The 2,255-nt window shown below is 35.8% G+C and carries 5 protein-coding genes; 3 read left to right on the top strand and 2 right to left on the bottom strand.

Annotation, left to right across the window (positions count from 1 at the left end):
* Nucleotides 1–397, bottom strand: a 397-nt coding sequence (locus VLB80_02915) for a hypothetical protein (GenBank protein HSC25145.1), incomplete at its 3' end; no start/stop codon positions are given.
* Between the two features lie 267 nt (nt 398–664).
* On the opposite strand from VLB80_02915, the gene VLB80_02910 reads away from it, so the two are divergent.
* The 3 genes from VLB80_02910 (at nt 665) to VLB80_02900 (ending at nt 1,553) form a co-directional block, all read left to right on the top strand.
* Nucleotides 665–973 carry a hypothetical protein gene (locus VLB80_02910; protein HSC25144.1) on the top strand — a complete coding sequence of 103 codons (309 nt, stop codon included), beginning with the start codon at nt 665–667 and terminating at the stop codon, nt 971–973.
* Between the two features lie 206 nt (nt 974–1,179).
* Nucleotides 1,180–1,374, top strand: coding sequence for a hypothetical protein (locus tag VLB80_02905; GenBank protein HSC25143.1), 195 nt, complete (start codon nt 1,180–1,182; stop codon nt 1,372–1,374).
* Nucleotides 1,375–1,394: 20 nt separating this feature from the next.
* A complete protein-coding gene (locus VLB80_02900; protein ID HSC25142.1) occupies nt 1,395–1,553 on the top strand; it encodes a hypothetical protein in 159 nt (52 codons plus the stop codon).
* Nucleotides 1,554–1,688: 135 nt separating this feature from the next.
* Here VLB80_02900 and VLB80_02895 read toward each other — a convergent pair.
* The coding region (locus VLB80_02895; GenBank protein ID HSC25141.1) for a hypothetical protein at nt 1,689–2,255 on the bottom strand (567 nt) is incomplete at its 5' end.

Raw genomic sequence — 2,255 nt, 5'->3', positions numbered from 1 at the left:
TTGCTATGGTAATGAGATGACCTGCACCATTGATCGCTAAATTACCCGTACCAGCAACCATAGTCACCGCACCGGTATTAGTTGCATTACCGATAGTTACCGCACCGTTACCGACCGTTGATAAGGCCGTAGGACCTGGATTAACAGTAAGAGATGTAAATAAACCAGCTCCACCAGAAATATCTTCCCATGATGCTGAATTACTAATTATAGAAGTTAAAACCCAAGCAGCATTAACAGCAACACCAGCTGCCGTAGTAGGTTGAATCCAGAGGGTGCCAAGTGGTGCCTTATCTGATGATGTAGGCGCTCTTTTTGCCACTATGGGTGATGGTGGCATTACTGGCAATGCTTCAGATAAGCCATAGGCTACTTTACTTCTTGTTTGACCTGCCATTACTTCTCCTAAAAAAAATTAAAATACATAAACAGCCTAGAAATAAGCATTTTTAGAAAGCAAGAGTATTTGACATTCATGTGGAAATGTGGAAGACTATACATATGAGGTAAGTTATGGCGAATAAAAAAACGCAGCGATTAAGCATAGATATGCCCATAGAATGGCATACTGAATTGAAAATTGTGGCCGCAAAATATAATGTCTCCATAAGGCAGATTATTAATACATTAGTATTGGAGAAATTAAATTTTGAAAGAACATTAGATGGCGAAATATCGAACGACCAAAAATTGTAGTAAATGCAATATAAGATTTACGCCAATGGCTAAATCTGGCGATAATATGTGCCATATTTGTTCTGGACTTGAAAATTGGTCAAAGTGGACGGCATGCAAGGTTTGCGCAAAGCGAAAAAAATATTTGCAAGAAATAAAAAAATGCGCAATTAAAGATATACATTGCCATGATAATAAAGATAATTGCATTCCATTCATAAGTAATTGCAAAGTTCATGCTAAGGATTGTTCGTATGATTGCCATGAGGAATGTGAATGCAAAATAGGAGAATCATGAATGACATATTATTGAATTTTATGATGGTCGGCACTGCATTATTACTTATTCTTTGTTGTTACTCTTTATATCGATTGTAAAGCAAAGTGCAGCAAGAAAGAGTAATAAACCGACATAAAAGGCTACAAGATAACCAAATGGGATAATCATAAACACCTCTGATTTTTAAGATAAGAGAAACAAACAAAACAAAACAAGGGACAATCATGAAACAAACAATTTTATTATCGTTATTATTAATCAATGCAGCATCAGCAAACTTCTTTTATTGCTCCAGGGGTGATTTTGCCAATTCATATGTTGGTACACAGTCGGGCAATACAACAGTTGTTACTGGGCCAAATGGGTATTTTGGCGTTGGTATTCAGGATAGTTACGGCAATTTTTGTTACAATGATTAACATTATACTTTAGGGACACAATGGAAAACAAAATTTGTTGGGTATGTGAACAATACAAAAACCCTTATCGCGATAATGATGGAACTAAAATTAATCCAGAAAATTTTATAACCATCCATTGGTTTGGGGAAGAAACTACTGATGATGCTCATGAAGAGTGTTGGAATAGGGAAAAATAATGGTTTCTATAATTTTAATTTGGTGTGGATATTTTTTAATAGCCTATTTTGTTGGATTGATTATCTGGTTGTTATTAATGGCAAGCGCTTATATTTTGACATCAATAATGGAAGCAATAAACAATCACTATAATGCTATTCTTCAATTATCCATTGAGGTGTGCCAGAAGGGATTGAAGGCTGTTCTGCGCCGAATATTTCAGGCATTTCTGATTTAAGTTTATTCAGGTTATGTGCAAATAACATGGGATCGTTACGAACGGTTGACGTGACGGCATCAAAATAATATTTGCGGGCTGCCGGATTTTTAGCAATACCACGAGCAAATCGTTCCGTTTCTCCAACTACATAGGAAGAAACATCAGTCGCTAGTTTGCCTAATGGAAGCCGGTCAAGACCTAATTTGCCAATATAATCAGTGCTTAATAGAGCCATATTTTTAAGTTCAGTAAGTTTATCGGCATTTTTTAAATGCTTATAAAAAGTTGGATTCTCTGCTGAATAGTGCGCAAAAAAATCGTTGATGCCGCGGGTTAGCGGTTCGATATAGGTTTTATTAACCGAATCTGAAAGACTTCTAGATTCTTCATAAAGTTTTTTTCTTAGATCCATCGCTTTTTTTGGGTCGATCTTTTTTTGACTTATATTTTCGCCAATGGTTTTAATGACATGATTTATTTTCTTGGCGGTTTTTCCACCAAC

It is taken from the genome of Candidatus Babeliales bacterium, assembly GCA_035455925.1.
Taxonomy (GTDB): domain Bacteria; phylum Babelota; class Babeliae; order Babelales; family Vermiphilaceae; genus SOIL31.
The sequence above is the reverse complement of the archived record's forward strand: the minus strand, read 5'-3'. Positions and strand labels throughout refer to the sequence as shown.